Source organism: Staphylococcus kloosii, from assembly GCF_003019255.1.
Classification (GTDB): Bacteria; Bacillota; Bacilli; order Staphylococcales; family Staphylococcaceae; genus Staphylococcus; species Staphylococcus kloosii.
On record NZ_CP027846.1, the window covers coordinates 2,290,937 to 2,317,596 of the forward strand.

The 26,660-nt window shown below is 29.9% G+C and carries 35 protein-coding genes and 1 riboswitch; of the genes, 15 read left to right on the forward strand and 20 right to left on the reverse strand.

Features of this window, described 5'->3' with window-relative positions:
• Positions 1 to 17: 17 nt before the first annotated feature.
• The 6 genes from C7J89_RS11385 to C7J89_RS11410 form a co-directional block, all read right to left on the reverse strand.
• Positions 18 to 713 (reverse strand): methionine ABC transporter permease, encoded by a 696-nt coding sequence (locus C7J89_RS11385; protein WP_061855169.1) that lies wholly within the window; start codon positions 711 to 713, stop codon positions 18 to 20.
• Positions 706 to 1,731 (reverse strand): methionine ABC transporter ATP-binding protein, encoded by a 1,026-nt coding sequence (locus tag C7J89_RS11390; RefSeq protein ID WP_061855170.1) that lies wholly within the window; start codon positions 1,729 to 1,731, stop codon positions 706 to 708. The genes C7J89_RS11385 and C7J89_RS11390 overlap by 8 nt, the downstream gene beginning before the upstream one ends.
• A gap of 83 nt (positions 1,732 to 1,814) precedes the next feature.
• A riboswitch (SAM riboswitch) is annotated at positions 1,815 to 1,923 on the reverse strand.
• Between the two features lie 51 nt (positions 1,924 to 1,974).
• Positions 1,975 to 2,277: a thioredoxin family protein gene (locus C7J89_RS11395; RefSeq protein ID WP_061855171.1), complete on the reverse strand. Its 303-nt coding sequence runs from the start codon at positions 2,275 to 2,277 to the stop codon at positions 1,975 to 1,977.
• Positions 2,274 to 2,666, reverse strand: a complete 393-nt coding sequence (locus C7J89_RS11400; RefSeq protein WP_103294889.1) for a toprim domain-containing protein — start codon at positions 2,664 to 2,666, stop codon at positions 2,274 to 2,276. The genes C7J89_RS11395 and C7J89_RS11400 overlap by 4 nt, the downstream gene beginning before the upstream one ends.
• Before the next feature lie 174 nt (positions 2,667 to 2,840).
• Positions 2,841 to 3,221, reverse strand: a complete 381-nt coding sequence (gene gcvH, locus C7J89_RS11405) for a glycine cleavage system protein GcvH (protein WP_061855173.1) — start codon at positions 3,219 to 3,221, stop codon at positions 2,841 to 2,843.
• A gap of 149 nt (positions 3,222 to 3,370) precedes the next feature.
• Positions 3,371 to 3,724, reverse strand: coding sequence for an arsenate reductase family protein (locus C7J89_RS11410; RefSeq protein ID WP_061855174.1), 354 nt, complete (start codon positions 3,722 to 3,724; stop codon positions 3,371 to 3,373).
• A gap of 142 nt (positions 3,725 to 3,866) precedes the next feature.
• Here C7J89_RS11410 and C7J89_RS11415 point away from each other — a divergent pair, with 142 nt between their 5' ends.
• On the forward strand, positions 3,867 to 4,187 hold the full coding sequence (locus C7J89_RS11415; RefSeq protein ID WP_103294888.1) for a thioredoxin family protein: 321 nt from the start codon (positions 3,867 to 3,869) through the stop codon (positions 4,185 to 4,187).
• Positions 4,188 to 4,403: 216 nt separating this feature from the next.
• On the opposite strand, the gene C7J89_RS11420 is transcribed toward C7J89_RS11415, so the two are convergent.
• On the reverse strand, positions 4,404 to 4,943 hold the full coding sequence (locus C7J89_RS11420; protein ID WP_103294887.1) for a nitroreductase family protein: 540 nt from the start codon (positions 4,941 to 4,943) through the stop codon (positions 4,404 to 4,406).
• Between the two features lie 66 nt (positions 4,944 to 5,009).
• Complete coding sequence (aroD, locus tag C7J89_RS11425; RefSeq protein ID WP_103294886.1) at positions 5,010 to 5,723, reverse strand: type I 3-dehydroquinate dehydratase; 714 nt, start codon at positions 5,721 to 5,723, stop codon at positions 5,010 to 5,012.
• Between the two features lie 179 nt (positions 5,724 to 5,902).
• On the opposite strand from aroD, the gene C7J89_RS11430 reads away from it, so the two are divergent.
• The 5 genes from C7J89_RS11430 (at position 5,903) to C7J89_RS11450 (ending at position 9,542) form a co-directional block, all read left to right on the forward strand.
• Positions 5,903 to 6,328, forward strand: a complete 426-nt coding sequence (locus C7J89_RS11430) for an organic hydroperoxide resistance protein (RefSeq protein WP_061855178.1) — start codon at positions 5,903 to 5,905, stop codon at positions 6,326 to 6,328.
• A gap of 298 nt (positions 6,329 to 6,626) precedes the next feature.
• Entirely contained in the window at positions 6,627 to 7,151 is a 525-nt protein-coding gene (locus tag C7J89_RS11435; RefSeq protein WP_103294885.1) for a GNAT family N-acetyltransferase, read from the forward strand.
• A 146-nt stretch (positions 7,152 to 7,297) separates the two neighbouring features.
• Positions 7,298 to 7,549, forward strand: a complete 252-nt coding sequence (locus tag C7J89_RS11440) for a hypothetical protein (protein ID WP_061855180.1) — start codon at positions 7,298 to 7,300, stop codon at positions 7,547 to 7,549.
• A gap of 177 nt (positions 7,550 to 7,726) precedes the next feature.
• Positions 7,727 to 9,022 carry a CitMHS family transporter gene (locus C7J89_RS11445; protein ID WP_106884412.1) on the forward strand — a complete coding sequence of 432 codons (1,296 nt, stop codon included), beginning with the start codon at positions 7,727 to 7,729 and terminating at the stop codon, positions 9,020 to 9,022.
• Between the two features lie 286 nt (positions 9,023 to 9,308).
• On the forward strand, positions 9,309 to 9,542 hold the full coding sequence (locus tag C7J89_RS11450) for a hypothetical protein (RefSeq protein WP_061855182.1): 234 nt from the start codon (positions 9,309 to 9,311) through the stop codon (positions 9,540 to 9,542).
• Positions 9,543 to 9,544: 2 nt separating this feature from the next.
• On the opposite strand, the gene C7J89_RS11455 is transcribed toward C7J89_RS11450, so the two are convergent.
• The 3 genes from C7J89_RS11455 to C7J89_RS11465 all read right to left on the reverse strand — a co-directional run bounded on the left by C7J89_RS11455 (position 9,545) and on the right by C7J89_RS11465 (position 11,001).
• On the reverse strand, positions 9,545 to 9,754 hold the full coding sequence (locus C7J89_RS11455) for a YozE family protein (protein ID WP_061855183.1): 210 nt from the start codon (positions 9,752 to 9,754) through the stop codon (positions 9,545 to 9,547).
• 628 nt (positions 9,755 to 10,382) lie between these two features.
• On the reverse strand, positions 10,383 to 10,508 hold the full coding sequence (locus C7J89_RS13495) for a hypothetical protein (protein WP_258027132.1): 126 nt from the start codon (positions 10,506 to 10,508) through the stop codon (positions 10,383 to 10,385).
• Between the two features lie 286 nt (positions 10,509 to 10,794).
• A complete protein-coding gene (locus tag C7J89_RS11465; RefSeq protein WP_061855519.1) occupies positions 10,795 to 11,001 on the reverse strand; it encodes a TM2 domain-containing protein in 207 nt (68 codons plus the stop codon).
• Positions 11,002 to 11,303: 302 nt separating this feature from the next.
• On the opposite strand from C7J89_RS11465, the gene tsaT reads away from it, so the two are divergent.
• The 4 genes from tsaT (at position 11,304) to C7J89_RS11480 (ending at position 13,470) form a co-directional block, all read left to right on the forward strand.
• A complete protein-coding gene (tsaT, locus tag C7J89_RS11470) occupies positions 11,304 to 11,486 on the forward strand; it encodes a type II toxin-antitoxin system toxin TsaT (RefSeq protein WP_061855185.1) in 183 nt (60 codons plus the stop codon).
• A gap of 38 nt (positions 11,487 to 11,524) precedes the next feature.
• Positions 11,525 to 11,776 (forward strand): hypothetical protein, encoded by a 252-nt coding sequence (locus C7J89_RS11475; protein ID WP_061855186.1) that lies wholly within the window; start codon positions 11,525 to 11,527, stop codon positions 11,774 to 11,776.
• 541 nt (positions 11,777 to 12,317) lie between these two features.
• Positions 12,318 to 12,446: a hypothetical protein gene (locus C7J89_RS13500; RefSeq protein ID WP_258027133.1), complete on the forward strand. Its 129-nt coding sequence runs from the start codon at positions 12,318 to 12,320 to the stop codon at positions 12,444 to 12,446.
• A 61-nt stretch (positions 12,447 to 12,507) separates the two neighbouring features.
• A complete protein-coding gene (locus C7J89_RS11480; RefSeq protein ID WP_103295579.1) occupies positions 12,508 to 13,470 on the forward strand; it encodes an arsenic resistance protein in 963 nt (320 codons plus the stop codon).
• A 52-nt stretch (positions 13,471 to 13,522) separates the two neighbouring features.
• Here the strand turns inward: C7J89_RS11480 and C7J89_RS11485 are convergent, their stop codons facing one another.
• Positions 13,523 to 13,966, reverse strand: a complete 444-nt coding sequence (locus C7J89_RS11485; RefSeq protein ID WP_103295580.1) for a VOC family protein — start codon at positions 13,964 to 13,966, stop codon at positions 13,523 to 13,525.
• Between the two features lie 440 nt (positions 13,967 to 14,406).
• Here C7J89_RS11485 and C7J89_RS13255 point away from each other — a divergent pair, with 440 nt between their 5' ends.
• Positions 14,407 to 14,556: a hypothetical protein gene (locus C7J89_RS13255; RefSeq protein ID WP_157881590.1), complete on the forward strand. Its 150-nt coding sequence runs from the start codon at positions 14,407 to 14,409 to the stop codon at positions 14,554 to 14,556.
• Positions 14,557 to 14,663: 107 nt separating this feature from the next.
• On the opposite strand, the gene C7J89_RS11490 is transcribed toward C7J89_RS13255, so the two are convergent.
• From C7J89_RS11490 to C7J89_RS11500, 3 genes are all read right to left on the reverse strand, one after another.
• Complete coding sequence (locus C7J89_RS11490; RefSeq protein WP_103295581.1) at positions 14,664 to 14,912, reverse strand: GlsB/YeaQ/YmgE family stress response membrane protein; 249 nt, start codon at positions 14,910 to 14,912, stop codon at positions 14,664 to 14,666.
• Between the two features lie 184 nt (positions 14,913 to 15,096).
• A complete protein-coding gene (locus C7J89_RS11495) occupies positions 15,097 to 16,122 on the reverse strand; it encodes a threonine aldolase family protein (RefSeq protein WP_103295582.1) in 1,026 nt (341 codons plus the stop codon).
• Positions 16,115 to 16,552: a MarR family winged helix-turn-helix transcriptional regulator gene (locus C7J89_RS11500; RefSeq protein WP_103295583.1), complete on the reverse strand. Its 438-nt coding sequence runs from the start codon at positions 16,550 to 16,552 to the stop codon at positions 16,115 to 16,117. Before C7J89_RS11500 ends, C7J89_RS11495 begins: the two co-directional genes overlap by 8 nt.
• Positions 16,553 to 16,683: 131 nt before the next feature.
• On the opposite strand from C7J89_RS11500, the gene C7J89_RS11505 reads away from it, so the two are divergent.
• Positions 16,684 to 17,118, forward strand: a complete 435-nt coding sequence (locus C7J89_RS11505; RefSeq protein ID WP_103295584.1) for a GNAT family N-acetyltransferase — start codon at positions 16,684 to 16,686, stop codon at positions 17,116 to 17,118.
• A gap of 77 nt (positions 17,119 to 17,195) precedes the next feature.
• Here the strand turns inward: C7J89_RS11505 and C7J89_RS11510 are convergent, their stop codons facing one another.
• Positions 17,196 to 17,387, reverse strand: a complete 192-nt coding sequence (locus C7J89_RS11510; protein ID WP_103295585.1) for a hypothetical protein — start codon at positions 17,385 to 17,387, stop codon at positions 17,196 to 17,198.
• 137 nt (positions 17,388 to 17,524) lie between these two features.
• Between C7J89_RS11510 and C7J89_RS11515 the strand changes: the two genes are divergently transcribed.
• Positions 17,525 to 18,559 (forward strand): S66 family peptidase, encoded by a 1,035-nt coding sequence (locus tag C7J89_RS11515; protein WP_103295586.1) that lies wholly within the window; start codon positions 17,525 to 17,527, stop codon positions 18,557 to 18,559.
• A gap of 312 nt (positions 18,560 to 18,871) precedes the next feature.
• Entirely contained in the window at positions 18,872 to 19,618 is a 747-nt protein-coding gene (locus tag C7J89_RS11520; RefSeq protein ID WP_103295587.1) for a sulfite exporter TauE/SafE family protein, read from the forward strand.
• A 34-nt stretch (positions 19,619 to 19,652) separates the two neighbouring features.
• Here C7J89_RS11520 and C7J89_RS11525 read toward each other — a convergent pair whose 3' ends face one another.
• Positions 19,653 to 20,564 carry an ABC transporter substrate-binding protein gene (locus tag C7J89_RS11525; protein ID WP_103295588.1) on the reverse strand — a complete coding sequence of 304 codons (912 nt, stop codon included), beginning with the start codon at positions 20,562 to 20,564 and terminating at the stop codon, positions 19,653 to 19,655.
• A 208-nt stretch (positions 20,565 to 20,772) separates the two neighbouring features.
• On the opposite strand from C7J89_RS11525, the gene C7J89_RS11530 reads away from it, so the two are divergent.
• Entirely contained in the window at positions 20,773 to 22,077 is a 1,305-nt protein-coding gene (locus tag C7J89_RS11530) for a TrkH family potassium uptake protein (protein WP_103295589.1), read from the forward strand.
• A gap of 887 nt (positions 22,078 to 22,964) precedes the next feature.
• Here the strand turns inward: C7J89_RS11530 and C7J89_RS11535 are convergent.
• The 3 genes from C7J89_RS11535 to C7J89_RS11545 all read right to left on the reverse strand — a co-directional run bounded on the left by C7J89_RS11535 (position 22,965) and on the right by C7J89_RS11545 (position 26,613).
• On the reverse strand, positions 22,965 to 24,902 hold the full coding sequence (locus C7J89_RS11535) for a CDP-glycerol glycerophosphotransferase family protein (RefSeq protein ID WP_103295590.1): 1,938 nt from the start codon (positions 24,900 to 24,902) through the stop codon (positions 22,965 to 22,967).
• A gap of 207 nt (positions 24,903 to 25,109) precedes the next feature.
• A complete protein-coding gene (locus C7J89_RS11540) occupies positions 25,110 to 25,580 on the reverse strand; it encodes a DinB family protein (protein WP_103295591.1) in 471 nt (156 codons plus the stop codon).
• A gap of 145 nt (positions 25,581 to 25,725) precedes the next feature.
• Positions 25,726 to 26,613 carry a hypothetical protein gene (locus C7J89_RS11545; protein WP_103295592.1) on the reverse strand — a complete coding sequence of 296 codons (888 nt, stop codon included), beginning with the start codon at positions 26,611 to 26,613 and terminating at the stop codon, positions 25,726 to 25,728.
• Between the last annotated feature and the right edge of the window lie 47 nt (positions 26,614 to 26,660).

Consider the following 26,660-nt stretch of genomic DNA (forward strand, 5'->3'; position numbering starts at 1 on the left):
TTAAGTCCCCTTTCATCTTACCTTTTATCGATTTTATTTGTAGCCCAATCACCAATGAATTGGATAATAAATACTATGATTAAAATTAAAATTGTTGAAACTAAAATGACATCATTTTGGTTACGCGTGAATCCAGTTAAATATGCTAAGTTCCCTAATCCTCCTGCACCAATTACACCTGCGATTGCTGTTGAACCAACTAAAGCAATTGCAGTAACGGTGATACCTGAGACTAATGCTGGCATCGCTTCTGGTAATAGTACCTTTCTTACGATTGTCCAAGTATTAGCACCCATAGACCATGCCGCTTCAATAACACCTTTATCAATTTCTTTGAATGCAATTTCAACTAATCTAGCATAGAATGGCGCTGAACCTATGATTAATGCTGGTAATGCACCAGTTGGTCCACTTATTGTCCCTAAAACTATGCTTGTAAATGGAATGAGTAGCAAAATTAAGATAATGAATGGAATCGCTCTAAATAAGTTAACGACAAATGACACAATCGTATAAAACACGTGCGCAGTTTTGGATTTACTTCTCGCCGATAGGAATAACAGTACTCCTAAAATAATACCGAAAATAAACGCAAAAATAGTCGAAATCACTGTCATGTATAACGTTTCATATGTTGCTTGCCAAACTTCAGGCCATTGTACATTTGGCATTGTTAGCATCTCTTGTAAAATTTCTCCAAATGACTTACCCATGACGTAACACCTCCACTGATACTTGTTGCGACTCTAGGTTTTCTTTGAAAGTGTCGAATTGATTAGTGCCTACATTTGGTAAATGTAATACTAAAAATCCAATTGAACCATTTTTACTATTTTTAATATTGGCTTCTAAAATATTCACATCAATATTATGTGTCTTAGTTATATATGAAACGATTGGTTCTGTAGTATTATTGCCTACAAAGTTTAATCTTACTATGTAATCTCCAGGCTGTAATGCACCTAAGTCATCGATAGATTCGTCAAAGTCATCATTCAAATCGTCTTTAACAAAACGTTTTGTCACTTGATGTTTAGGGTGTTCAAAAACATCATTAACTGTACCTTGTTCAATCACTCGTCCACTCTCCATTACCGCAACTTCATCGCAAATGCGACGAATTACATGCATTTCATGAGTGATTATTACAATAGTTATATTGCTTTGTTCTTTAACTTTCAACAGTAAATCAAGAATTTCGTCTGTCGTTTGAGGGTCTAATGCACTTGTCGCCTCATCGCAAAGTAATACAGTTGGCTCATTTGCAAGCGCACGTGCAATACCTACACGCTGCTTCTGCCCACCTGATAGCTGCGAAGGATATGCGTTTTCTCTTCCTTGCAAGCCTACAAGCTCGATTAATTCTTGCGCTCTCTTTTTTGCTTGTTGTCGTGATACGCCAGCAATTTCTAAAGGGAACGTAATATTGTTTAATACGGTTCTAGACCATAATAAATTAAAATGTTGAAATATCATGCTTACTTTTTGACGTTTTTGACGTAATGCTGATTTAGACAACTGTCCTATATTGTCTCCATCAATAATGACATCACCAGATGTTGGCTGTTCCAAATTGTTTAAAAGTCTAACTAAAGTACTTTTTCCCGCTCCTGAAAAACCAATCACGCCAAAAATTGAGCCAGTTTCTATGTTTAAATCAACATGATCGACAGCAAGAACTTCTTGCTTTTTCGTCTTATAACGTTTGACGATTTGATTTAACTCAATCATTGTGATTGCCTCCTTGTAATGCTCGATAAACTAAAAAATGCTTCCCCTATCTTATCCAGAATAGAGAAAGCAATACATACCCTCTCTCATCTTTTAAAGTTAGTTTAACTTTATGTGAATTGGCACCATTTCTATTAATTAGACGGTTGCCGGGCTTCATAGGGCACATCCCTCCACCTCTCTCGATAAGAGTTACATAATTTAATTATTTTTAATCCTACCATTACACTAATGTTTCGTCAATTATTTTTTTAAATTTTCTAACAAATAAGGAACAGACTGAAAAGCGTATAATCGTTTTAGTTCTGAACCTTTTGACATCACCATTAGAACAGGGACTGATTGAATTTCATGTTGTTGACTAAAATCAGGATGTAAATTCAAATCAATCTTAGTGATTGGTAATTTTAAAATGTCGTTCGCGATATCTAACATTCTTTCTGAAACTTTACACGTACCACATGTAGGTGTATATCCAAAAATTAAATGTTTTTCTTCATTGAAATGTTCTTCTACATTAACTCGTTGTTCTTTTGTTACGTTCATGTTATCAAACTTACCCTTTCAGCTATATTTTCTAATTGTGCTTTGTCTAACTGTTCTTCGTCTTTAACTATAAAGCCATTTTTTTCTAATAACCTAGATAAATAAGGTTTAGGACATCGTGCTACTTCACAATATTGTTTATCTACTTTTATATGTTTACTTTCACTTAAATATCTTTTGAACCAACTACGAATTTTTTCACCTTCATCATCTGAATCAACCAAGATGAATACTTGTTTATCATAAAGTGTGTCAATCATTTTATCAATTTTATCAATACTCATGGTACCGTGAGTGCATATTATCTGTACAGGTTCATCAAGCACTTTGTTTACTTGCAGTTTATCTGATTTACCTTCAACGACAATTACTTTATTTAATAGAGTCATGACATCCACCTTCTCAAAGTCGATTATCTATACTTTACTATACTATTCCACGATGTATTTGTTCATTAAACATGAATTATTATCAAACGACCAAAAATATGCTTACGTTGTAATAAATTTTGTCATAATAATAAAAACTCCTAGATATAAATATCAAGGAGTTCAACTTTTTTATTATTCGCCTATCATTTCTGAATATTGTTCAGCTGATAATAAACCGTCTAATTGACTTTCATCAGTAACTTCTATTTTAACCATCCAAGCTTTCTCGTATGGTGATTCATTTACGAATTCAGGGCTATCTTCTAATTCTTCATTTGCTTCTAAGACTTTACCTGAAAGAGGTGCATATAATTCTGATACAGTTTTAACTGATTCTACGCTACCAAAAGTATCTCCTTCATTAATTTCATCGTCAACCTCTGGTAATTCAACAAAAACGATATCTCCTAATTCATTTTGTGCGTATTCAGTAATACCAATTGTTGCTGTATTGCCTTCAATTTTAACCCATTCATGATCTTTAGAATATTTTAATTCGCTCGGTACTGCCACAAGTATCCCCTCCTATATGATTTTACACTTTTATGATGCCATATGACGATGCTTAAAGGCAACTGTTTATAATAAAAATAAAATAATAAACGACATGTAGTGATAAACATGTGTCTAATATATAAACACCCTACTATTACTTCTGTTGATTACAACCAAGTTTCTTTATAAACTTCTTCATTAAAACCTACTGTTGCTTTATCTCCAGATATAGCTAATGGGCGTTTAACAAGCATGCCATTTTGAGCTAACAAATCTAACTTATCATTGTCTGACATTGAGCTCAACTTATCTTTTAGACCTAACTCACGATATTTTGCGCCGTGTGTATTAAATAGTTTATTCACTTCAATGCCTGTACGTTCAATAATTTCTTTAAATTCACTTTTCGTTGGTGTGTGTTGAACGATATCGATTGGTTCGTAACTAACACCATATGCTTGTAAAAACTTAGCCGCTTTTTTACAAGTAGTACAATTAGGATATTGGTAAAATTTAATCATATTTCTGTACCTCCTATACGTTGTTATCACTAATATAGCAGAATTATATTAAAAACGCTCTTAATTTTAAGCTTAAAGTTTTTAATTAATAATAATTATTCGTTATAATAAAAATTAATAAATTAAAAAAAGGAGCGTTATTATGCAACCTATTAAAACAAATGATGATTTTAACACTACTATAAATAGCGATAATCCAGTAATTGTTAAATTCGAGGCCGGCTGGTGTCCTGATTGTAAAGCAATGGATATGTGGATCGATCCAATACAAGAAAAATATAATGATTACAATTGGTATACAGTCAATAGAGATGAGCTAGAAGATGTTGCCGCAGATAATGAGGTCATGGGTATTCCTAGTTTATTAGTATTTAAAAATGGAGAAAAATTAGCTCATTTACATTCGGCAAATGCAAAATCTCCTGAACAAGTTGAGTCTTTCTTAGCTGAGACATTTAATTAATTTATCCTTTGATTAGATAAATAATTCAAGCCAGAAAACAAATAACAACTCATTTCACTGATTAAATCAGTTAGCAATAAGTTGTTTTTATATAGTTTTACAAAAAAGTAGCCGCTTTCTTAGACGAAAGTGGCTACTGCTCTATTTTTAAGACACTAAATCTTGTACTTACAATTTATATTAATCCATCGTGTAATTACATAGATTATTTACGAATTAAAATTCGGTAATAATATTATGCGTATGACGTGGTGCATGTGGCATGTCATCTTGCATATCCGTTAAATATAAAAAGCCCACCAAACTTTCATCATCTTTAACGCCTAATTCTTTTCTTACTTGTGGCATAAAAATATATGGAGGTGTTTTCCAACATGTACCGATATGCGCTTCATGAAGTAATAGCATTAAATTTTGCGCAAATGTACCAAAAGCTAGATAATTTTCTAAATTTTCTTTTTGTCTTGGATCATCTTTAACGATTAGTGCTAACATACCACCTAATTTTGTCACTGTTTTATAATGATCCTGTTGTTTATCCTTTTGATGTGGAAATGCTTTATCTGAAATTGCTTTACTCATGTCACCTAATCTATCTTTAGCGATATGCACAACACGCCAAGGTTCTCTTAAACCGTGATTTGGTGCATCGGATGATTGTTTTATGGCTTGATACAATGCCTCATCATCGATATGCATATCTCTCTTAAATATTTTGCTACTTCTTCTATTAGCGATTGCATCTTGTAGTTCCATTCTCTATCGCCCTTTCGTTAATGATAACTATTTTCAATTATAAGATACAATCGGCGTATTTTCAAATTACTCGTATATTTTTAATTGTTCTCTTAACACGCTTACATGAACTTGTCCTGGGGCTTTTGGTGTATCTAAACAACCATATGAAACTGTACCACCAAAGACACCTTGTGTCGTACGTGTTACCAATCCTAATTTCGACATCGCAATACCTATCACACGTGGTTTAACTGAATCGGCAGAATCAGACATTGCCATTAAAAGATTGGTTACGTCTTGTTTATTTTTAGGCATGACAGCAACTTTAATATAATCTGGACTCAATGATTGCATTTTATAATATAAATGTTTTAATTCGTCCAATTTAGGTGTTTGTTCAAAATCATGATAGGAAAGAACAACTTCTAAGTCTTTATTTTGGGCTGCTGAAATAATCGTAGCTAATCGTTCTTTATCACTTTTTTTATCAAATTCTATATCTATTAAATCGTAATGACTAACTTCTATTAATGAATTCAGCATTTGATAATACGCATCACCATTTAAATGACCATTCCCACCCTGAATACTTGTTCTATAAGTAATAAGTAGACGTTTATTTAAATCTTTAATTTGTTGTTGAATGGTGTCAATTAAATTAACATCAATGTCATTCCACTGATCAATGCGTAATTCTATAATATCAATATCTTCATTGTACTGCTTTAAGTTAGTAAGTGTTTCTTCGTCTAACTTGTTTTCTGGTGCTATTGTTACAGCAATGTCTACATGTGTCACGACTTTCACCTTCTATTTCTTAATATAATAAGCCATATTTTAGCTTAAATTATACTATAATGACAACTACTGAAACCGGTCTAGTAAAAATATTATTAAAATCGAGTTAATTACTCATGATTGAACTTTCAAAATTTGGGGTACACTTTATATATAACTAGATATGAGGAGGAATTATAATGGCAGTTAAATATGAAACTAAAGCTACAAATACAGGTGGACGTAAAGGACACGTTCAAACTGATGATAAAGCAATAGATGTTGCAGTCATCCCTCCAGATCAAGCAGACGCTGGTAAAGGTACAAACCCTGAACAATTATTCGCAGCAGGTTATGCTTCTTGCTTTAATGGTGCTTTTGACTTAATTTTAAAACAAAATAAAGTACGTGGTGCTGAACCAGAAGTTACGTTAACAGTTAGATTAGAAGATGACCCAGATGCAGAAAGTCCAAAACTAAGCGTCGACATTGATGCAAAAGTAAAAGATGTATTATCTCAAGCTGATGCTGAAAAATATTTACAAGACGCTCACGATTTTTGCCCATATTCAAAAGCAACACGTGGCAATATCGACGTTAATTTAAACGTTGAAGTTGTAAGTTAAGCTTTCGAACAATAAAAAGTTCACTTAACATCAAATACTATAAAAGGCTGTAGCCTTTTATAGTATTTTTTTTATGTATTTTAAATGTATCTCTTAAAATTTAGATATCCCCGCAAATTCATTAATAAATTTAAAGATGAAAGATAGGTTTGTATTAAATATATATATTGTCAAATATTATTAAGTTTTATGTATATAAAAGATTGCTATTGAATAATTTATCCTTTATTATAAAAATAATATTAACTATACATACGTTTAATTCCTAATATAATCCACTTTTTGAAGGAGGGCTACAATGGCTCATTTTCGCATACTAACTAATAGCGATTTAATTACATATCAACAATTTATATCATATGTATTACACAAGAGTGGTGACGTGTTTTCATGGGGGATTTATGACTTAGAACTCTCTTCTGAAGAAAATTTAAAACCTGCATTTGCACCAGATAATAGTAATTGCATTATTATTGGGGCTTTTTCCAATGAACAATTAATTGCTGCAACGACACTATGTAATATTAAAATACATGGTCTTTCACACAAACTGTTTTTAGAAAACATGGGCATCATTGCCGATGATATCGAAGATCGTAAACGATTAGCGGCACAATTAATCGAACAGGTATTTAATTATTGTAAAGAACAAGAAATTGAAATCATCTTAGCTTCCGTTGCTTCTAATAATATTACTGCTAAAGTATTTTTCAGTGATTTAGACTTCGAAGTACTAACTGTAGAACAACATGCTAGAAAGTATAATCAACATTACGTAGACCAACATTGGTTAGTTTATCATTTAAAAGAAATCCCTTCTTAAATGTAGCGATAAATAAACACTTCTTTTATACTCTAAAACAAGGAAATTTATACACTTTAACTTGTAATAAAAATTACAAAAATATATTATTTTATTATGTCCGAATTCAGTAAACACAATTAAAGTATTTAGAGAGGATGTTTAATATGAATCATTCGAGCACTTTATTATCACTGTTTTTATCTTTGGTTACATTGGCGATTCCTCTATTTGTGGTTGCAAATGTTTTAGGTGGTAACATGACAATGGTTGTTGGATTACTATTTATTGCTGGTGTATTAATTTTTAATATTTCCGCCCTTTTAAATGGTGATAAAATAGCGAATATCTTTGCTATCGTAGTGACCCTTTTTTCACTTATTGTTATTCTATATCCCTTTTGGAAAACACTTATATAACAAATACATATTAAATAAAGAACAGTTAATAATTAATGATAATAGTTATTTATTTTTAATTATTAACTGTATTTTTTTATGTTTTAAAAAAACAGGAAAGAATTTTATGATTTTTATGATTTTTAATATCAAAATTTTAATGAAAGCGCTATAATGTAAAAAATAAGGGGGGAGTTTATGTATTTAGCAATTTTAGGTTTTATTATGATTGCAGTTTTTATGATTTTAATTATGACAAGAAAAATGTCAGCTTTAATCGCATTAATTGTAATTCCAACAATATTTGCATTAATCGGTGGTTTTTATGCTGGTATAGGCAAATTCATGTTAGATGGTATTGGTACCGTAGCACCTACAGGTATTATGTTAACGTTCGCTATTCTTTATTTTGGAGTAATGATAGACGCCGGACTATTCGAACCTGTCATTAAATTAATTATTAAAGTAGTTAAAGGGGATCCAGTCAAAATAGCAATAGGAACTGTACTTTTAGCCTCAATGGTCGCATTAGATGGGGACGGTACAACTACATTTATCATCACCGTCACAGCCATGATGCCACTTTATAAAAAAATCGGTATGAGCTATTACATATTATCAACACTAGCTTTATTATCTATTGGTGTAATGAATATGCTTCCTTGGGGTGGCCCAACGGCACGTGCAATTTCTTCTTTGCACTTACAAACTGAAGATGTATTCATTCCAATTATTCCAGCAATGATTGCAGGTATTATTTTCGCATTAGCTGTTGCAGTAATATTAGGTAACCGTTCTAAAAAATATATAAACTCTGCAACAGATATCGATACTGATGATATACAAATGGTCGATTCTAAAGAAGATTCATTGTTAAAACGACCAAAAATGATTATTCCAAATGCAATATTAACTATTTCTTTAATAGTATGTTTACTTATTGAGTTATTACCTATTCCAGTCTTATTTATGGTTTGGTTTGGTGTAGCGCTGTTAATCAACTATCCAAATTTAAGTATTCAAAATTCTGTTGTTAAAAAACATGCTGGTGATGTGTTAGCAGTTATAAGTTTAGTATTCGCCTCTGGTATCTTTACAGGTATTATGGATGGCACAAAAATGGTAGACGAAATGGCACATACATTAGTACAAATAATACCAGAAGCATTGGGCAGTCATTTTGCACTTATTACAGCAATTTTAAGTGGACCGTTCACCTACTTTATGGCTAATGACCCATTTTATTATGGCGTACTTCCAATTTTAGCTGAATCGGCACACCAATTTGGCATATCAAAAGTTGCCATGGCACGAGCATCAGTACTCGGACAACCATTGCACGTACTAAGTCCTTTATATGCAGCTGGTTATCTTTTAGTTGGGATGTTAGATATCGAGTATGGACGTAACCAACGTATCGTAATTAAATGGGCGATAGGATCCAGTTTATTTATGATATTTGTTGCCTTAATTTTAGGTATAATTCCTTGGTAACTAGGACTTTCAAAAACTCAAATAATTTAAAATTAACCTGTTAAAGCTAGGACAACTAATGTTCTAGCTTTTTTCTTTAATCAAAAAATCGCTAAAGTATTTATACTTTAGCGATTAAATCACACATATCTTATTTTTGTTATAACCCTACTACTGCATAAATTAAGAGTTAACACACTTTATTTACAGGTATTTTTTCATTAATTTGTATAAATTTTCGTTTTATTTTAATAGTACATGGGTAAAAGTTAAAGTCGGATTTACAATATTAAGGAGTGTATTAATTATGAATCAAACTAATGATTGCAATTATGTTAATCCTTCTGCCATTTCACTTGATTGGGAATGCTTTATCATAAGCAAAAGTGAAATGTTATTAGATGGCTTACCAAGTGAATTGATTAATACTTGGTTGGATCAAAACATTATTGAACCATTTTCAGTGAGAAATAATGAAATTAACTTTAAAACAAAAGATGTATGGGATGCATTAATTGAACATAACTGGTATTACAATTAATACTATTTATAGTTTACACGATATAAACTAAGCGCTCTATTGGCAGATTCTAACATCTCATGATCTAAATAATGACTATGGAAGTACTTACGTAATGTTGAATGACATGTTTCATTTTTGGGAAAATTCTTATCGCTGCGCACATTATGCGCTAAAGTGCCAAGTGGTGTATCATCTTCTATAAAAGTTATTACAAAATCATAAAATGTCATTAGCATCTACCCCAATTTCATTTATTTTATTAGCGCTTACATTATCTTTATGACAGCCTTTATCTAATCATATCAAATTTAAATTTTTTGTCTATATGTATATCTTACTGTTTTGGTAATATTAATATCAACACATCTGATGTGCCAACGTTTAAAGGCGTATGTAAACATTATTAAAAAATTTTGAAAATTGTATGAACAAAAAACGAGCCTGGGACAGAAATATTCTAGAAAGTAAAAATACAGTGGAAGTTCATTATTAAAATTGAATTTCCACTGTATTTCATTTTTAAAGTCTTTTTGGTAGCTCTTAGAGCTACCATTTTTCTTATATTTGTTGCCATTAAGGCAATTCCAAGTTCATGTTTTACTTTGGATTTCCCCCGTAATGACATATCTTATTTCATCGTAAGTCCAATTTTGAGTGTTAAATTTATTTTCTTTATATTGCTTCGTTTGTTCTTTTAAATACATAGTGTACGTTATGAGTGGTGTTTGATTAAACGAATCTAATACATTTTTTATGGTTTTCATCACTACCATAACTAGCATCTACAACAATGCAATTAGGTAAATAAAATAGTTATTTGTGATGTTATTTAAAAATGGGATTAAAGTTCTAATTTCTTTAGAATGCTTCATTAGGCATAGACTCTACAATTTGATTCACATAATGTGCAATATCATTTTCTGGCACCAATACTTCAATATTTAGTGGTAGCGTTATTTGAGACATATTATAATTTTTATACATAAGGCACCTCTTTAATTTGGTTTAGTGGTATTTATTAAATTATACGAGCGTGCTTTGTTTTTTTGTATAATATTGGAAATTTGTAACGATTTTGTAAAGTGCTGACGCCTGAGGGAATCGTATGAGTGAGAGACTACAGGCTCGAACCATACCCTAGGCAAGCATGCACGAACAAAATCGTAGATTATAAAAAATAACACCTCATTTTTACTGAATAAATCAGTTGAATGAGGTGTTAATTAATTCGAGTTAGGAATTATGTCCCAAGCTCGTTTTTTCTCTATATTTAAACAAGTACATTGCCGTTTTCATCAGCTGGTTTAAATAACGTAATTATAGCGCCTATAATGGCTAAAATGTGTGGGATGGCAGTCCAACAAAATACTAAGAAAATTAAACCCACAACTGGTTTGCGTGCGTAAAATTTATGAACGCCAAAGCTACCTAAAAATACAGCTAATACGATATATAAAACTTTATTTACTTCATTCATCATTTAGTCACCTCCCTAATTACGATTAATTAGAAGATATATTTATATTTTATCTATAATCATTGAAAATTGCTAATAACTTAATGGTTCACTAGTCATATTTTCTTCATTTACGATGTTAGTACTATTATTTACTAGTCAAAATTATTATTTTTATCAATAATGTCACTAAAATGTTGATTCATTTGTCTATTGAACACTTATAATAAATGATAAGATAAATACAATAAATATTCGATTATAATTTAACTTAAATTGTTTGATTTATTAAATTTAAATTATTGAATAAGGAGGTTAATGTTATGAGTTTACATTTCTTAATAGTATTTTGGCTATCTTTCATCTTTTTAGTGGCAGGTATCATTACTTTTATTCTTTTCAAAAGAAAGAAACCTTCTGAAGGTAAAGATTCATTACTTGGAGTAACAGTAATGCTACTCATTTTTGGCATAGTTGGTATATTGTTCAGTCTAATATTTAGTTAACTATTATAATATTTTAAAATTTTCAGAGGTGACACCTTATGCATTTACAAAACTTTCCTCAATGGCAAGTAATAAATAAAAGTACGAAAAAGTTTGCTATACAAGAGGAACAACAAAGTTTATCTATAGTTAGCCCTATTAATGATTATGCTTTCGCTATTTTAAACCAAGTATTTTTCACTATAACTGATAATGAAATAACTGAAGTAACGACAGAAAATAACAGTGATGAACTAACGATTGAAGTAGATAAAGAAAACGCCAGCATAACAATTATCGATAAAAACTGATTATAAAATAGTTGCGCGCCACACTTATGCATCCTAACTGTCTGCTTAGAAGGATAAATTAACACTTACGATTTAAATTATACGACTTACGAATAATTGCCCAAAACTAAGTTGTTACCTATATAATAAAGATAAGTTAAAACAAAGAAGGAGGTAACACTATGGATTGGACAGAAATCGTAGGTGGTATCATCAAAGTTGTCAAAACGATCGTAGATAGTTTTAAATAATCTCATATAACTTCTAAGGAGGGCGTAAACATGGAATGGACTCAAATCGTAGATGGTGTCTTAAACGCTATTAAAGCAATTATAGATATCTTTTAATCATAAGCATAATTTCTTTTTTATAAAATAACTCTAAATATTCTATCGTAATTATTTACTAAAATTTTCTTTACAACTATATGCAGCCCAACATCTTACTATAAGATTGTTGGGTTCTTTTTTATTTTATAACACTACATATTTGTCTATTTTTGTAGAATTCGGGTAATGATTACTAAAGGTATTATTTAATTTAGTGATTGGGCGTGGTTAGAATGAAATATGTAAAAAAAATACTATTACTTGTAACTGGCATATTTATAGTACGCGCATTATTGTTGAATGTTAATGAAACTAGTGATGATAAAATTGAAAACAAAGTCAATGTTGAAGCAAAACGCTAAAGTAAATTACTCTAGCGTTTTTTATGTTAAAATTAATAAAAATCTGTAATGAGTTGATGATATGCACAAATTGAAACATACAATGGAGACCAAACAAGCATACATATATTTCCTCGCGGTAATTATGGGTATCATAATGGGTATTTCTTCCACATCAATTGCTACGTTTTTCAAAGAAATAACCACACCTGCTATCATAATTTTAATGATTAGTATGTTTTGCCAACTGCCATTAAATAGTTTAAAAAGCCAATTTACTAATTTGAAATTTATAATAGTCTTATTATTATCAAACTTTATTTTAATACCAATCTTGGTTTGGCTACTCATAACAATATTTAACATTCATTCTGGCCCCATTCAGATAGGGCTTTATTTAGTTTTACTAATGCCTTGTATTGATTACGTCATCGTTTTCACTAGTTTAGGCAAAGGCAATGCAGCTATGTTGTTATTATGTACACCTTTATTGTTAATAGTACAAATCATTTTACTACCTGTTTACTTCACTATTTTTCTCACACATAACGTAAATAATTATATTGAGGTAACAACATTCTTATTAGCATTTATATTTTTTATTTTAATTCCGTTTATCTTTGCATTGCTTTTACAAAAGTTTAGCCACAACAACAAAGGATTAGATAATTTGAACCATGTAATGAGTTGGTTACCTGTTCCAATGATGGCTTTGGTACTTATAGCAGTAATCGCTTCTCAAATTTCATTTGTATTAAAAGATCTCACAGTTATCTATCAAATTATTCCAATTTATATTTGTTTTGCAATTATCGCACCTATAATCGGAAACCTATGCGCCAAACTATTTAAATTGGATATTGAGTTACGACGCACTATAGCTTTCAGTGCTACAACGAGAAACTCACTTGTCGTATTACCACTCGCCTTAACATTACCGCAAAATATAGCTATTACTGTAACTGCAATTATCGTTACACAAACTATTATTGAATTGATATTTGAAGTGATCTATATTCAAGTCATTCCTAAACTTATAAAATAAGGAGTATGTACCTATGATTAGATACATACTCCTCTTTTAAAATCTTACTTCATTATAATTTAGTATAGTCTTGGCCATGTAACATCCATCTCACGTTATATTTGTCGGTAAATGAGCCCATTTTACCACCCCAAAATTGTTCTTCCAATGGCATTTCTACGTTAATAGTGTCGTGATCTTTTACACGGTCATATAATGCTTCTACTTCTCTTACATCCGCTTCATTATTAATATCATAATCAATTAGTAAAGAAATTGATTCATTTATAGCAGAAGGCTTTCCAAAAGAATCAGAAGCTAATATCGTCGTTCCTGCAATTTTAAAATCCGAATGCATCGTTGCATTATTAGCTTCGTCTTCGGATATTCCAAAATTGCTAGCCTGTTGTGGATCTACGGGCAAACGTTTTACATCAGTTGCCCCAAAAACTTCTTCGTAATATGCGATTGCTTCTTTTGTGTTATCAAATGCTAAATATGGAAATAATGCTGTCATCATTGCACCTCAAATTTTGATATAGTCTATCTTTATTTTTAAATACTACAAGTTTTACCCTTTTTTATTTAAATCACTCATATTAAATTGAAGAAGATCGTAATTGGTTAGGATGGATTATAACTACATATCTGTAAGCGACTTATTGTATTCACTTTTTATTGTGTATATATCGATAAAATAGTAAAATTAATTTAATAAGTTTTATACTTTTTAGTGTACCTATACACCTTTTGATGTTTTGATATACATACGGTGTGGAATACGTCAAATAGTATATACTTATAGTATTTTAACCATACTGACTTAATTATTTAAACTTAATAATTAATATTTAGTTTTTTATTATATTATTTATACTACAAAATTTATCGCAAATAACTAAGTAAGTTTAAAAATTTAGTCTGTTATACAAAACATATTTTTAGGGGTGGACCATTATGAGAAAAATATTGTTATATGTTTTTATAGCTTCTCTTAGCATTTTAAGTTTTAAATTTTTAAATGCAAATGCGACTAAAAACGCATCACCTTCGGACGATCATGATGAAATTGAAGAAGATGAAGATCGTACAGATGACCAATTTTAAATTGTTTTAATTGCCTTCTTATTATATGAAGGCTTTTTTATTTGTCTAATATTTTATACAAAAAAATCTATAACAATGGTTAATCATTGTTATAGATTCAAAATACATTATTTTCTTAATGCTTTTAGTATAAATGATACAATTAAAATTAAAACAATTGCACCGATTAATGCTGGAATAATAGGTACGCCACCTAAAACTGGTCCCCAAGTACCTAATAATTTACCACCTATAAATGAACCAATTAAACCGGCAATAATGTTACCTAAGATTCCGCCTGGGATGTCTTTACCAAGGATTGCGCCAGCTAACCAGCCGATTAATCCTCCGACTATAATCATAATTATAAAGCCCATGACTTAATTCCTCCTAAACATATATTGTGTATAGTATTTCCATATATATGTTACCCTTACAACATTAACTAAAACGTAGTTATAGCAAAGAATTTGAGCATTTTTTTAACCTAATATTGTGAATTTTCCAGAAATGTTGTTCGACACTAATTTTAAAAACATTTCATATGATACACTTTAGTAATTAAATGGCATTAATTAATTTTTCAACATCTTCTTTTTTAGTAGACCAACTTGTACATAGCCTAATCACGATTTTTTCAGGGCTTAATTTTTCCCAAATTTGAAAAGCAAAGTCTTTACTTAACATTTCCATTTGTTGGTGTGAAATTATCGGGAACAATTGATTTGTTGGTGAGTCATATTGCATTGTGACCCCTTTTTGTTGTAATTCTGACTTGAGTAAGTCAGCCATTTCAAGCGCATGACGCCCTAACTGAATATATAAATTATCTTGGAATAACGTTGTAAATTGAATACCTAAAAGTCTTCCTTTTGCTAATAAGCCACCATGTTGTTTCATCATATATCTAAAATCTTGTTTTAAATCATTATGCGTTATAACAATCGCTTCGCCAAAAAGTGCACCTACTTTCGTGCCACCTATGTAAAATACGTCTGTTAATTTAGTTAAATCATTTAACGTTAGATCATTACTATCTGAAGCTAATCCATATCCTAAACGTGCACCATCTACCATTAAATAAAGATTGTTACTTTGACACACATTATAAATATCAGTAAGTTCCTTTTTTGAATATAAACTACCTAATTCAGTAGGTTGTGATAAATAAACTAATTTGGGCTGTGGGATGTGTTCGTGTGTAGCATCATCCCAATAATCCGCTACATATTTAGTAATTTGTGCGGCTGAAAGCTTTCCATTATCATTAGTTAATTCAATAACTTTGTGCCCTGTTGCTTCAATAGCTCCAGTTTCATGTACTGCTATGTGTCCAGTATCAGCTGAAATAACTGCCTGATATGGTCTTAAAATCGAAGCTATAATCGTCGTATTTGCTTGTGTTCCCCCTACCATTAGATGTACGTCAATATCGTCGTTATCACATGCTTGTTTAATTAAAGTTTGCGCACTTTCAGTGTACTTATCAGTTCCATAGCCAGGCAATTGTTCTTCATTAGTTTTATATAAAGCATCTAAAATTGCAGTGTGACCACCAGCAACATAATCATTATCAAATCTAATCATTTTTATTCCCTCTTTCAAAAATAGACATAATTTCCATCATATTTTTATTTATTGTGAAAATTTCTGTTTCATCTAATCCATCAATCATTTGGTTTACTTGTTTATTTGATGCTTCATTTAAATAATCAAATAATTCATTACCTTCAGTAGTCAATTTGATTATTTTACTACGACTATCTGTGGGCGACGTTACTTTCTCTATTAACCCTTTTTTATTAAATCTACTTAATACTCTACTTAAATATCCCTTATCTATATTTAAAGTTTGAACGATTTCATTAGCGATACAATCATGACGAATACCTATCTCGATAATGACCCTTGCCTCAGTAAACGTATAATTACTATCAAACTTATTAGTACTAAAGACATCTAATTTATTTGTGTAATACCTATTAAACTCTCTTATATTGTTAATAATTTCCTTCATGTCACCCTCCTGCTTAATTAATATAACGATTTTAGTTGACTAAGTCAATTAAAATTAACGTAAGTAATAGAATATTTATAATATCAAAATATGGTAATATGGAGAAAATTAACGAGAGAGGTTCGCTACTTATGGAATTATTAATTAAACCAACGACACAACTTACTAATTTAGAATTAATCAATATATTTATCGAAAGAACAAAAGTATTTGTAGTGGAACAAAATGCCGCTTATCAAGAAGTTGATGAAGCTGACAAAGATGCCAAACATGTTTTTTTCAAAGAACAGGACGACATTGTAGCATATACTAGAATTATTAATGATGAGGATGCAGTTGCATTTGGTCGAGTACTCGTGAATGAATCTTATAGAGGTCAAAATTTAGGTAGAAAAATTGTAACAGCAACTTTAGACGAAATTAATGCTAATTATGATACAAAGAACGTTCGTATTTCAGCTCAAGCAAGATTACAAAAATTTTATGAATCATTTGGTTTTAAAGTGGCTTCAGAAGTTTATTTAGAAGATAATATTCCGCACATCGCAATGACATTGAATTTATAAACTAAATAAAAATGTCGCAACTCATGTGATAATGAGACACGACACTTAATTATATTGATAAAATGTTATTTTATATGTTAAAAAAACGGAATAACTTTACTAGCTTCAATAATATCTTGTGTATAGAAAAATTGTTTCCCTTCGCCAGTATAGGCAGGATTAAGGATCATATTAGCTTTAGCATTATAAAGCCATTCCGGATTAATTCCACTATTTAAAATGTCTTGAAACTCTTGGAAATCCTTATTCCAATTTATGTTAAGTTTCATAAAATCACCTCAAGACCATAATAGAACAAACGTTCGCTTTTGTAAAGTGACATATACAATATAATGATATTTTAAATAGTATTGCAGTTAATGTATTATATGTTATATTTTATTTCAAAATTCCGAGGTGATTTACTATGAGTAGAGTTAACGTACCTAAAAAATTAAATTATGGTGACACCATTGCTTTTGTTGCTTTGTCTTCAGGTCTAGCAGGCGAAAAAGGTATTAACTGGAGAGTCGATTTAGCTAAAGAAAGATTAGAAAACATGGGGTTTATTGTTAAAATAATGCCACATACTTTATGCGATAAAGAATTTATTTATAATCACCCAGAATTAAGAGCACAAGACTTAATGGATGCATTTCTCGATCAAAATATAAAAGCCATTATTACAACTACAGGTGGGAACGATAGTATACGTATGCTCCCTCACCTTAATTTTGAAAGTATTGCTTCAAATCCTAAAATTTTTACAGGTTTTTCAGATAGTACAATTACCCATTTAATATGCCAAAAGTGTAATCTAGTTAGTTATTATGGTATTGATGTCTTACATGATTTAGCCGAAAATGTTCACATTCCACAATTCACTTTAGACTATTTTACTAAGGTATTTATGAACAACAAGTTAATATCAAACATTCAAGCTCCTTCAACTATTAAAAAACAGGGTCTTCGTTGGGACTATAATAAAAAAGATATTGAACGTGAAGATATTATTAACTCGCCTTTAGAGTTTTTAAACAGTAACAATATTGGAACAGGAAGATTAATCGGTGGTTGTTTAGAAGTGTTAAATATTGCAAAAGGAACTGTAATATTTCCTAGTTTAGAACATTTCGAAGGAACAATTTTCTTCATAGAAACATCTGGAGTTAAGTCTCCACCTTGGTTATTCGAAGACAGTTTAAGAAATCTAGGAGCTATAGGTATCTTAAATAAGATTAATGGTTTAATAGTAGGTAAACCATTTGATTCTATATATTATGAAGAGTATAAAGAAGTACTATTAAAAATTCTAGCAGAGTTTCATTGTACTGAACTCCCAGTAATTTTCAATTTTCCAATTGGTCATAATGAACCAAAGACGATTTTACCTATAGGTATTACTGCGCAAATCAATCCAATTAGGCATACTTTTTCATTATTGGAACCTACTGTTAAGTAGTAGATCTTCCCTTATAAAAAAATGATATAAAAAGACCCCCAATTAAGGGGGCTGTCGGTTTAAAGGAAGTGTACCTATGCATGCCAAAGGGCACGCACAAGTTACTATAACCTTTAAGCCGCATGCCCTAAGGCATGCAAAGCCATTATATGTAAATTAATTGTTAATGTAAAACAATATTGTTCTATACTGTTTTATTTTCTACACTAATGAATAAAAGTCTTTTATTCATTAGTGTAATCATAAACAGATTAATGAGATAATATGTTTAAATAATATAGTATTTATTAATTACGCATACAGAGGTCTTCTATGTCTATTACTTTAATTACATTTATACTACTAGCTATCTTTCTAGGTGCATTTATACGTACTTACTTCGGCTTTGGCGAAGCTCTAATTAGTATGCCTTTATTAGCAATAATTGGTTTAGATATTAATAGTTCTATATCGATTATAGGTTTGGCAGGTTTAACTGTTGCGATATTTAATATTTTATCTGAACTAAAACATATAAAATACAAAATATTAAGTTTAATGTTATGTAGTAGTATCATCGGTATACCTATTGGCATATATATTTTGCACCATTTTAATACAGCTATAATTCAAGTTTTCTTAGCACTCTTTTTATTGTTATATGGTACTTACGCTTTTTGTAAAAGACAATTCTTTAAAAATAATCGCAAACTTGTATTGCAATCACCTTATTGGAGTACGATTGCTGGTATTATTTCAGGTATTTTAGGGAGTTTATATAACTCTCATGGCGTCCCGATAGTCATATATGCCACATTAAGTAAATGGCCTATTAAAACATTTAAAAGTACGTTGCAAGCTCATTTTCTGCTTACCGCAATTTTCGTCGTTATCGGTCAAGCATTTGGTAATGTATGGACCGATAAGACGATTCCTATTTATTTAATGTCATTACCGTTGTTACTGCTCGCAACAATAATAGGCAGATATTTAACAATTAAAACACCAGCACATCATTTTGAAAAATGGGTTTATTTACTTATAGTGGCGTTAGGCTTATTGCTGCTAGTTTCAATATAAAAACAACTCACCTTATTTGGTGAGTTGTTTTATATTATTTACCCTGTTTCTCTAATATTGCTTTTTTAAATTGTTCTCCTTGTTTCTCTATGGTAATTAAATCACCATAAATAGCTTCGTCTGCTGGATAATAAATTACTCTATTATTTTTAACTGCTTTATTGTTTTTCCATATATCTGATTTTGTAAAATCATTATTTGGTTTTTTACCATCTACTGTAGGTACCATTAAATAGTCTCCAGAATACTCATTAAATTTCTCTTTTGGTACTTTCATAAATCTTTCCTCTGGCATAGCTTTCTTAGCTTCAGGGTCTTCTTTCACTTTAAAGCCATCATATAACGTATCGCTACCTCTACCAAATCGTGCACCGAATTGGTATATATCTTTTTGTTGAATATCCATTATTGAGAATGTCGCATCGTTGCCAATATGTTTTTTAATTTCTTTACCATCTTGTTCTAATTTTTTAGCAACTTCATCTGCTTGTTCTTTAGCTTTTTGCTCTTTATTTACTAATTTTCCGTATTCTATATGTGTTTGTTTATAATCAAATTTTTGTACTTTTATAGGTACGGTCGGTGCAATTTTTGAGAATTTCTTGTTATTTTTATTCTCTTTATATGTAATGATTAAATCTGGTTTTAATTTCGTAACTTCTTCGACATTTTCTGGATCTACTTTTTTCACTTTATCATTACCGATAAATTTAGAATTAGGAAAAGCGTTCGTGATTGCCACTGGCTTAATGCCTAATTTCTTCAGATTTCCATAATTGGCAGTAAGTAAGACTACCCTTTTAGGATTTTTAGGAATATCTATTTTTTTCCCATCTGTCGTCGTATACGTCTTCTTATCCTTAGAACCCTTGTCTTGACTATCTTTGTTGCCACATGCTGCAGTAATAACTAACAAACTTAACATAAGTAATATAATTTTTTTCATGTTTAACACCTCACTTCTTTAAGTATAAGCTTAATTGATAACGATAATCAATATTAATATTTAAAATAACAAATTAATATTGTTTAACTATTTTTCATATTGTCAATTAACGTTCATATTTGGTGTAATTTTTAGCTATTACTACAACTTATATGTGCTATGATTTCACTGTAGTTTTAACTTAAAATTTAATAATTGGAGAACAACAATGAATAAGATAAATAAACCATTATATTATTATCTGATGCTTTTTATATCAACTACCTTTATAGGAGCTTTATTACTATTCTTACCTTGTACTGGTAAGAAGCCTATAGGATTTATTGATGCACTATTTATTGCTTCTAGTGCCTTTACAGTAACAGGATTATCCCCTACTGATATCGGCACACAATTTAACGTATTGGGAGAAACTGTCATACTTCTGCTTATACAAATTGGTGGATTAGGTATAGTGACGGTGACGATGCTCACGCTTATTTTCTTAAATAAGAAAATATCAATACGCAACAGATTTTTAATTATGGTGACGTGGAATATTGATGAACCAGGAGGTATTGTTAAACTAGTTAAGCATTTAGCTATTTACACTTTAATTACTGAGTTTATCGGTTCCTTATGTTTGTGCTTATCGTTTATACCTAAATTTGGCATATCGAAAGGTATTTTCGTCAGCGTATTTACAGCAATTTCAGCATTTAACAATGCAGGATTTGCCTTATTTAAAAATAATTTAATAGATTTTACGAAGGATCCTATCGTTATGGTCACGGTGCCTTTATTGATAATATTAGGCGGATTAGGACATTTAGTATTACTAGATTTAGCGACTTGCAAAAAATTAAAAAAACTGACTTTGCATTCAAAAATAGTATTATCTACAACGGTATTTTTAATTTTATTCGGTGCTCTAACGTTCTTTATTTTAGAAACACATAACACAATGCAACATATGAGTGTCATTGAAAAGATAGGCACTTCATTTTTCCAATCTGTAACTACAAGAACAGCAGGTTTTAACAGTATTGATATGGGCCAAATCAATACTTCAACTGCACTATTATTTATGCTGTTGATGTTTATTGGAGGTGCACCTTTAAGTGCTGCGGGTGGTATTAAAGTTACGACATTTGCGATACTTGTAATGTTTGTAATTAGTACTATCAGAAAGCATAATTATGTAGAATTATTTAATAGAGAAATTCCACATAAACTTATCAAACTAGCTACTGTAACGTTTATTGTATCTTTATGTTACGTCGTTTTAGTCACATTTGTGATAACTGTACTAAATCCAAACGTTCAATTAATTAAAATACTCTTTGAAGTCATTTCGGCTTTTGGTACTGTTGGCTTAACGATGGATTACACAGATAAATATCATGGCGTGACAGAACTACTTATTATTTTTGTTATGTTAAGTGGTAAAGTTGGCATATTAACTGTCTTAAGAGCTTTCGTTACACCAAAAGATAAAAAATATCATTACGCTCAAGGACACATCCATCTCTAACTTTAAATTATAATTTTATTAATCACCCACACTACCTTATATAAGGTAGTGTTTTTATGTGGTGCCAAACAACAAATAAAAAGACACCTGCGACTATCACAAATGTCCATTATTGCTAAATATGCTATAAGATATTACTCAAATTACTTTACGCTAAAACTTGTACTACTTAAACAAACTCTTAAATATTAATTCAATAACATTTTCGATCATTTAAATCACCCCTTCGTACAAATTAATTCGCTCTACTCAACTTGGTCAAAAACTAATTTCAAGATAGTTTCTAATAATCCACCTAGCATAATTTAGCCCCCTTTCGTTTTGTTAATTATTATATTAATACAAATAAATTTAAATTGCTATAATTTACATTTTTCTTTAAATTTAATTAATTATATTTATAACATGTTTTTACAATAACTATAAAAATTTTATTTATATTTACAAAAAAATAAACTTACTTCTTGAGTAAGTTTAAATAATAAAAATCCACCTAGTGACATGCTTAGGTGGCAGGGAATAAAGAAATATTGTTATTGAATGAATAAAACATAACACTGCATGTACTAATTATATTATAGCCTATTTAAAATTTTTTCAATAAACTTGTCTTGTTTGTATTTATACAAATCAATACTAAAGACATTAAAAAAAGGCCCCACTTAAGTAGAGCCTTTTTTGAGCGTTATATAATAATGAGGTAAAGAAAACTGTATGATAATTAAATTGTGAAATTTAAAAAGAGGTATAGCACGCTCAAAACTACACAACGTGTAACTTAGTTAAGGAAGTATTTAGCGTCTATAATAGCTTCCTATAATTAATATAATACTTTTACTTATCGTTGTAAATCTTCATTACGCAGATTATTGCTTTATCACTTGTGATTAATCAGTTAATTTAAAATAGCTTATCATATTTTTAGCTATACGGGCACATGCTTTTCTATCGGCATATTTATACAATTTATCTAGGTTACTTTTATATTTTTTAGGCATTGTCGTGTTGTGAAATTGCGAAATTAACTCCTGTTGATTATTTACGACATCCCCTGGTAACAAGTCCGCAGACTCTGAAATAAAGTCATCACCTAAAATATTTTCAGGTCTGAAATAAACAACTTTCTTATGCATCAATGCAAAGTCTAAACCAACACTTGAATAGTCAGTAACCAAAACTTGGTATTCTGCTAATAAATCTTTAACATTATGATCTTGTTCCGATAAAATATCAACACATTCAGAAGTGAAAAGATGTTTAAAACCTTGGAAATTTCTATGTAAGTAAAACGCAATTTGATAACCTTTTTCTTCAACTAAAGTTTTGACTTCTTCATTATTAATTAACTGTTGAAATTCTTTATAATACGCAGTTTCTATAAATTTCTCATCTAAATACGTACTTAAACCAGATCGCCAAGTAGGCATAATTAATATTTTATGTCGATTTTTAATTTTCTTAACAATGTTTCTACGTTCTTTTATAACATCATCAAATCTTGGCAGTCCCGTGATAATAATTTCATTTTTTTCGAAGCCATAGCCTTGAGAAATGACTTCCTTTTCTCTATCAGAAGAAACGACAAATAAATCTGTTACGGAATCATTTGGTGTTCTACCATATACCCCACTCACGTCTTTAGAACCAATAATACCATGTTGTAAAAACAATCTATTTTTTTGTTTGATATAAAGTAATGCTTTGTTTGTTAGTATAGGTAATAAATATTCTGCTGAATGAGAATGACAAATAACATCCACTTCATTTGCGAGTGCCCAATTTTCCCTTGATTTATAATAAATGACATGATTTTCATATCCTATTAAATTATCTAAATCTTTACTTTCCGGACTAACCATATAAAAAATGTTAAAGTCTTTAGCTAGATGTTTTACCAACCATTTAAAATAAATCAGCCCATTTTCTTGTGCTTTTTCAGGATATTCTAGACATACGATCGTTTTCTTATCATTATTACTTAACTTGACCATTTCACCAGTAATGTAGTCATTATATGTCTCTTTAGGAATAGGAATAAGTCGCATCGATAGATTTCCATATGTCGTCGGATAAGGTCTACAATGCAACATAAAATGATCATCAAAATCTAACCATTGCTCATCATCGACATTGTACTTTTCTTCAGCAGGTAACCTTAATCTAACGTAATATTTAGAAATCTGCATTTCATCAATTCGATAATTAAAACTAATGTCATATACATCAGAATTATATATGTAGTATGGTACTTGTCCCATAAATAATGTTGCTAACTCTTGAATATCAAAAATTAAATTTGCTGAAACACTATAGTCGTTTTTATTTTTTATTATTTCTACTATTACACCATTTGTAGTAATTTCAAAATCTTTATTTCTGACTTTTATTTTGCCAACGATAGCAGTTGGTTTGTAAATACTACAAGTAAATTCAAAATTTAAAATTAATTTATTATCTTTTACAGTTGCTGCTTTATATTCAGCACTTTTATTATGAAAATTTACTAAACTCGGACGTTTATCTAATATGACGCATAATTTGTTGTCCTTAGTTAAATAAATAAAATATGTCTTTTTCCCTTTTTTTATAAAGGTTTTCTCGAAACTATGTATATCATCAGGAATTATTAACTCTTCGTTCGTAGTTGTTGTGAATGCTATAGGTGCATTCTTTTCTGTTAAGACTTCCTGTAAATCTTCAAATTTAATAACAAATCGTGTTTGGTCTGCTGTAAATGTTTTTTGAATATTATTGTTACTTAATGTTATTTCTGATATTTGTAGATCTTCTATAATAAACTGATCATTTTCCACATATATTTTCAATAACTTAACCTCCTTTGCAATATCTAAATTTAATATGTTGATTAATTATTTATAAAATTGTACTATGCTATCTTAAAAATATTATACTATATAAAAATCATCTATAGTATATAAAGTACAAATTATTATTTTGATTAAGTAAGCAACAAGTATTTTGCAAATCAGAAAACCCTTCAGCCACAGTGGCTGAAGGGTTTTAATAAGCTATTATTTCACATTATCAATCATTGACTTTAATAATACGATTTGTCCAAAATGGCGACTAGTATGCAAAATAGAAAAATGAATAGATTCAGCGAAAGTTTTCATATTTAAGTCTAAATCTTTTAATATTATTGGTTCATTTCTATCTTTTTTCAGTTGTTCTTCTAATGTATTAAATATTTTGTCGAATTGATCTTTTAATAATAATTTTAATGATTCAAAAGAAGGCTCATTACCATCAAAATCTTGTGGTGATGTCCCCCATAAAAAATAATTTGCCGCAGATTGTTCCAAAGCATTTTTATCATTAATATTTTCAAATATTAAATAGTCATTTAATAAAATGATATGTCCTAATTGCCACTTAATATTATTATTGGCATTATCGGGTTGAAATGTAGCTTTTTCTTCATCAACATCATTTAAATGTTTTGATAGAAGTTTATATGTTGCTTCAAATTGTTCTCTAATCATTTATAAACGCCCCACTTAACTTAATTTTTAATACTCAATACCTTTAAATTTTAGTAAACTATCGTTTAGCAAATAATGTTTTATAAAATTCTAATATAAGCGTTCAATTCTATGTAATAATGTTAACATTATTACGCACTTTTTCCTAAGTTGCTACATTATTCATGTAATAGTCATAATATACTTCGTCTATAAATCTTTGGATCATCTTGTCTTCAAAACGATAAGCATCTTCTTCTCTTTTGGTCGAATCATAATACCAATCACCATTAACAAATGCATAATAATGACCAATTTCATGCACTAAAATGCGTAATATATTTAAGACTGCATCAAATGATCCTAAGTCTTTCTCGATATTTTCATACTCATAGAAAGATACTTTAATACTAGGATACTGAAATACATTTTGAGGATATTTAAAATAACCGTCACTATTAATTAAGTTTTTGTGTGTGAACTTAATTTTGACTTGAACAGGAAAATCTATTTGTTGAGTAATGAATGCTTCAAACAATTTAACCGCTTCTTTTAATATAAGCGGTTCTACATTATCTGCATTTATCTTCAGACCTTTTTTTAAATGTTGAGAATAACTCGAATTTATATAAATAAACTGTTGAAGCATATGATTTTTTTCATCATACATGGTTCTTTCAAACTGATCGTAACGACTAATATAGTTCTCTACGCTTATATTTTCATTATCTATAATATAAAATTTGCTAAGTTGTAAACTTAAATCATCAAAAATTTCAAATAGCGTGTATACATAACTGTCTAATTTATACTGATTATTACGATGTTCTTCCATAAAGCTTTCTATATTATAAAGTGAGTAATAAATGATTTTATGTTCCATATCTACTTGGCAATCATTTAAATCACCATACGATAATATCGGATAATCATGTACAACAATGCGTATATCCGACTTAAAATCTCTATGCTTATTTAACCATGATGCAAACTGACTAATGGGGACACTGAATTTATGATTTTGCTTTTTCAAACGTAATTTTAATTTAATCATTTATCTACCTTTAACGAGATTGAGCAATTAATTATAAAACTAATATT

Excerpts from the sequence above, each read along its gene's own strand:
- C7J89_RS13500 (WP_258027133.1), top strand. The coding sequence starts at position 12,318 with ATGAAATATGTAAAAAAAATACTATTACTTGTAACTGGCATATTTATA.
- C7J89_RS11475 (WP_061855186.1), top strand. The coding sequence starts at position 11,525 with ATGCATTTACAAAACTTTCCTCAATGGCAAGTAATAAATAAAAGTACG.
- C7J89_RS11385 (WP_061855169.1), bottom strand. The coding sequence starts at position 713 with ATGGGTAAGTCATTTGGAGAAATTTTACAAGAGATGCTAACAATGCCA.
- C7J89_RS11505 (WP_103295584.1), top strand. The coding sequence starts at position 16,684 with ATGGAATTATTAATTAAACCAACGACACAACTTACTAATTTAGAATTA.
- C7J89_RS11515 (WP_103295586.1), top strand. The coding sequence starts at position 17,525 with ATGAGTAGAGTTAACGTACCTAAAAAATTAAATTATGGTGACACCATT.
- C7J89_RS11525 (WP_103295588.1), bottom strand. The coding sequence starts at position 20,564 with ATGAAAAAAATTATATTACTTATGTTAAGTTTGTTAGTTATTACTGCA.
- C7J89_RS11545 (WP_103295592.1), bottom strand. The coding sequence starts at position 26,613 with ATGATTAAATTAAAATTACGTTTGAAAAAGCAAAATCATAAATTCAGT.
- C7J89_RS11440 (WP_061855180.1), top strand. The coding sequence starts at position 7,298 with ATGAATCATTCGAGCACTTTATTATCACTGTTTTTATCTTTGGTTACA.
- C7J89_RS11530 (WP_103295589.1), top strand. The coding sequence starts at position 20,773 with ATGAATAAGATAAATAAACCATTATATTATTATCTGATGCTTTTTATA.
- C7J89_RS11450 (WP_061855182.1), top strand. The coding sequence starts at position 9,309 with ATGAATCAAACTAATGATTGCAATTATGTTAATCCTTCTGCCATTTCA.
- C7J89_RS11465 (WP_061855519.1), bottom strand. The coding sequence starts at position 11,001 with ATGAATGAAGTAAATAAAGTTTTATATATCGTATTAGCTGTATTTTTA.
- C7J89_RS11415 (WP_103294888.1), top strand. The coding sequence starts at position 3,867 with ATGCAACCTATTAAAACAAATGATGATTTTAACACTACTATAAATAGC.
- C7J89_RS11445 (WP_106884412.1), top strand. The coding sequence starts at position 7,727 with ATGTATTTAGCAATTTTAGGTTTTATTATGATTGCAGTTTTTATGATT.
- C7J89_RS11455 (WP_061855183.1), bottom strand. The coding sequence starts at position 9,754 with ATGACATTTTATGATTTTGTAATAACTTTTATAGAAGATGATACACCA.
- C7J89_RS11510 (WP_103295585.1), bottom strand. The coding sequence starts at position 17,387 with ATGAAACTTAACATAAATTGGAATAAGGATTTCCAAGAGTTTCAAGAC.
- C7J89_RS13495 (WP_258027132.1), bottom strand. The coding sequence starts at position 10,508 with ATGTATAAAAATTATAATATGTCTCAAATAACGCTACCACTAAATATT.
- tsaT (WP_061855185.1), top strand. The coding sequence starts at position 11,304 with ATGAGTTTACATTTCTTAATAGTATTTTGGCTATCTTTCATCTTTTTA.
- C7J89_RS11485 (WP_103295580.1), bottom strand. The coding sequence starts at position 13,966 with ATGACAGCATTATTTCCATATTTAGCATTTGATAACACAAAAGAAGCA.
- C7J89_RS11540 (WP_103295591.1), bottom strand. The coding sequence starts at position 25,580 with ATGATTAGAGAACAATTTGAAGCAACATATAAACTTCTATCAAAACAT.
- C7J89_RS11495 (WP_103295582.1), bottom strand. The coding sequence starts at position 16,122 with ATGATTAGATTTGATAATGATTATGTTGCTGGTGGTCACACTGCAATT.
- C7J89_RS11420 (WP_103294887.1), bottom strand. The coding sequence starts at position 4,943 with ATGGAACTACAAGATGCAATCGCTAATAGAAGAAGTAGCAAAATATTT.
- C7J89_RS11520 (WP_103295587.1), top strand. The coding sequence starts at position 18,872 with ATGTCTATTACTTTAATTACATTTATACTACTAGCTATCTTTCTAGGT.
- C7J89_RS11500 (WP_103295583.1), bottom strand. The coding sequence starts at position 16,552 with ATGAAGGAAATTATTAACAATATAAGAGAGTTTAATAGGTATTACACA.
- C7J89_RS11490 (WP_103295581.1), bottom strand. The coding sequence starts at position 14,912 with ATGGGCTTTATAATTATGATTATAGTCGGAGGATTAATCGGCTGGTTA.
- C7J89_RS13255 (WP_157881590.1), top strand. The coding sequence starts at position 14,407 with ATGAGAAAAATATTGTTATATGTTTTTATAGCTTCTCTTAGCATTTTA.
- C7J89_RS11480 (WP_103295579.1), top strand. The coding sequence starts at position 12,508 with ATGCACAAATTGAAACATACAATGGAGACCAAACAAGCATACATATAT.
- C7J89_RS11410 (WP_061855174.1), bottom strand. The coding sequence starts at position 3,724 with ATGATTAAATTTTACCAATATCCTAATTGTACTACTTGTAAAAAAGCG.
- C7J89_RS11395 (WP_061855171.1), bottom strand. The coding sequence starts at position 2,277 with ATGAACGTAACAAAAGAACAACGAGTTAATGTAGAAGAACATTTCAAT.
- C7J89_RS11435 (WP_103294885.1), top strand. The coding sequence starts at position 6,627 with ATGGCTCATTTTCGCATACTAACTAATAGCGATTTAATTACATATCAA.
- C7J89_RS11400 (WP_103294889.1), bottom strand. The coding sequence starts at position 2,666 with ATGACTCTATTAAATAAAGTAATTGTCGTTGAAGGTAAATCAGATAAA.
- C7J89_RS11430 (WP_061855178.1), top strand. The coding sequence starts at position 5,903 with ATGGCAGTTAAATATGAAACTAAAGCTACAAATACAGGTGGACGTAAA.
- C7J89_RS11390 (WP_061855170.1), bottom strand. The coding sequence starts at position 1,731 with ATGATTGAGTTAAATCAAATCGTCAAACGTTATAAGACGAAAAAGCAA.